4 protein-coding genes are annotated in these 2,262 nt (G+C 32.7%); 2 read left to right on the top strand and 2 right to left on the bottom strand.

What is annotated here, in order from left to right; genetic code table 11:
* Positions 1-69: 69 nt before the first annotated feature.
* Entirely contained in the window at positions 70-420 is a 351-nt protein-coding gene (locus Cyrtocomes_RS05915; protein ID WP_322498265.1) for a hypothetical protein, read from the bottom strand.
* 188 nt (positions 421-608) lie between these two features.
* Positions 609-932, bottom strand: coding sequence for a hypothetical protein (locus Cyrtocomes_RS05910; protein ID WP_322498264.1), 324 nt, complete (start codon positions 930-932; stop codon positions 609-611).
* Between the two features lie 238 nt (positions 933-1,170).
* On the opposite strand from Cyrtocomes_RS05910, the gene Cyrtocomes_RS05905 reads away from it, so the two are divergent.
* Positions 1,171-1,587 carry a flagellar basal body rod protein FlgB gene (locus tag Cyrtocomes_RS05905; protein ID WP_322498263.1) on the top strand — a complete coding sequence of 139 codons (417 nt, stop codon included), beginning with the start codon at positions 1,171-1,173 and terminating at the stop codon, positions 1,585-1,587.
* Between the two features lie 28 nt (positions 1,588-1,615).
* The gene (locus tag Cyrtocomes_RS05900; RefSeq protein WP_322498262.1) at positions 1,616-2,044 is read left to right on the top strand and encodes a flagellar basal body protein; all 429 of its coding nucleotides are present in this window, start codon (positions 1,616-1,618) and stop codon (positions 2,042-2,044) included.
* The last annotated feature ends 218 nt before the right edge of the window (positions 2,045-2,262 follow it).

Raw genomic sequence — 2,262 nt, 5'->3', positions numbered from 1 at the left:
ATCGACGCTTAGCATTACGATTTGAGAAATCCGATCTCTCTTTCCTTGCCTTTATAGCTTTAGCATCTATTAAATACAACCTTTGTTAACAGTGCCTATAGTTTGAAAGTCCATACTGTGCTTGTTGCTTATAGCCTGACTATAACTAGCGGAAATTATTTTCATAGCTGGATTATTACCTATAACCCATGCAGGCCATGCAACATTAAAACATATAGATTTTAACGATCTTGGCGGCACGTTTATTATCAACCTCTTAATATCACCAGAAACAACAGCCTTTAGATATTCACAAAAAAGATCGAGGTGCCAATTATCCAAAAACTCTTTTTCCGGATTTAGATAATAAAATGTCTTTACTAAAAAACTCTTAAAATCATCTCTGAGTACCTTGCCTAATATATCAATAGTTGAATTCATGATTAATTTCTGCTCGAGTTAATCTTTCCTAAATAATTTAAGAAAGAGAACGCCGTAAGACCCATAAAACCCTTTATCAATAAATTATATCAATACAAAATTACTATAGACCACGACCCTGCTGCTGCCCCAGATACTTATTGCAAAAATCTTTCACAACTTCCTTATTAAGAGACAACTTGCCAGGACTATCTGCGCCTATCCATACCTTCAATCTTACGTGCAGTTTCTACTAAGAAGTCACTAACAGATTTAATATCATTAGCCAAAATAGCATTCTCCACACAATTATGGCGTTGAGCAATAAAATCACCAATATGCTGATTAAGAATGTTCTGAAGCTTATCATCAGTTATTAAGCGGCTTATTTCTTCAAGTGCCTTACAAATATTTATAAGATCATCATATTGTTCTTTACCAAGAAAAGTTTTTCCCCCAATATCCTTACTTACTTCATCCTTAAACTTTTGTATTCTAAGAATAAATGAATCTCGCCCAGATTGGGTTGGCAATCGTTAATTAACCAAGTATCATTAAATATGATTATAACCATAATTTTACGGCATGCAATCTTGGGTTAAATTATAGGATTACTTCATAATTAACAGATTCAAGTATTCATAATGAACTAATATAATATCCATCACTTTAATATCCATCACCTCATTATAGTTTTTATTATTTAAAATCTTTACAATCTATACTTTATTCTGTTTAATGGCTTGATAGGGTTTATATTAATATTGCCCCATGAGGCATCTATGGGTTTTTTGTGCGCTATATTTTTCGTTATGCGCACACTGTTTTTCTAACTCTGTGCTTTCAGATCTAGCAGGGTACGTGGATTTCTTTGCAAAACAGGATGCCGTTATATCAAAAAATATTGCCAACGCATCTACACCTGGTTATATAGCACTAGAGTTGCAAAAATCTGATCGCACCTCAATCTCTTTATCAACAACAAACCCACTACATATGGATTGCTCTTCAGATAATAGATTTGAGATAATAGAAAAAAGGGATTCACCAACAAGCATGGACGGCAATAGTGTAGATTTACAAAAAGAACTAATACAAAAAGATAAAAATGCTGCAGCATTCAAAAATGCACTACATATTTATAGCAAAGCTCGATCCCTTACTAAATTGGCAGCAGATGATAAATAATATGATTCTATTAACTATACTAATTAATATGTTTGTAAACATACCTTCTGCCGCACAAGATTTTTCATTACAAGAAGCTGCTATAGCAGCTTTATCTGGCATGGATGCACAAAGCCAGAGGCTTAAAGTTATAGCACAAAATATAGCAAATGCTGATAATGTTGCCAGAACACCAGATGCAGACCCATACAGAAGAAAGGTAATTTTTTTCAAAAAATCAAACGCGTTTGAAGTTGCAGTGTATGATATCAAAGATGATCTTTTAACTCCTTTTAATTTTAAATTTGACCCAAATCATATAGCTGCTAACAAGTATGGAGAAGTTACAATTTCAAATGTTAATATCGTATTAGAGAATATTGATATGGCAGAAGCTAAAAGAATCTTTCAAGCCAACGCCACCTCTTATGGTGTTACTAAACAACTTAAGGAAAAATTATTAGAATCAATGAAATAATTATGACTAATATGACAAATAAGATTGATAACGCTTATAAAAGAATTTCTGAATATGCAAATCAATTTAAAGGATCTGCCATAAATAGACAATCTGTTGATAATAGGCACTGTTAACAAAGGTTGTATTTAATAGATGCTAAAGCTATAAAGGCAAGGAAAGAGAGATCGGATTTCTCAAATCGTAATGCTAAGCGTCGATTTTCTTTGAGTTTAGCG

This window comes from Candidatus Cyrtobacter comes (genome assembly GCF_034470605.1).
GTDB classification, from domain to species: domain Bacteria; phylum Pseudomonadota; class Alphaproteobacteria; order Rickettsiales; family Midichloriaceae; genus Cyrtobacter; species Cyrtobacter comes.
Note: the sequence above shows the minus strand (reverse complement) of the source record. Positions and strands in the feature narration are given on the sequence as shown.

Coding starts and splice junctions, on each gene's coding strand:
- Cyrtocomes_RS05915 (WP_322498265.1), bottom strand. CDS start 420: ATGAATTCAACTATTGATATATTAGGCAAGGTACTCAGAGATGATTTT.
- Cyrtocomes_RS05900 (WP_322498262.1), top strand. CDS start 1,616: ATGTTTGTAAACATACCTTCTGCCGCACAAGATTTTTCATTACAAGAA.
- Cyrtocomes_RS05905 (WP_322498263.1), top strand. CDS start 1,171: ATGAGGCATCTATGGGTTTTTTGTGCGCTATATTTTTCGTTATGCGCA.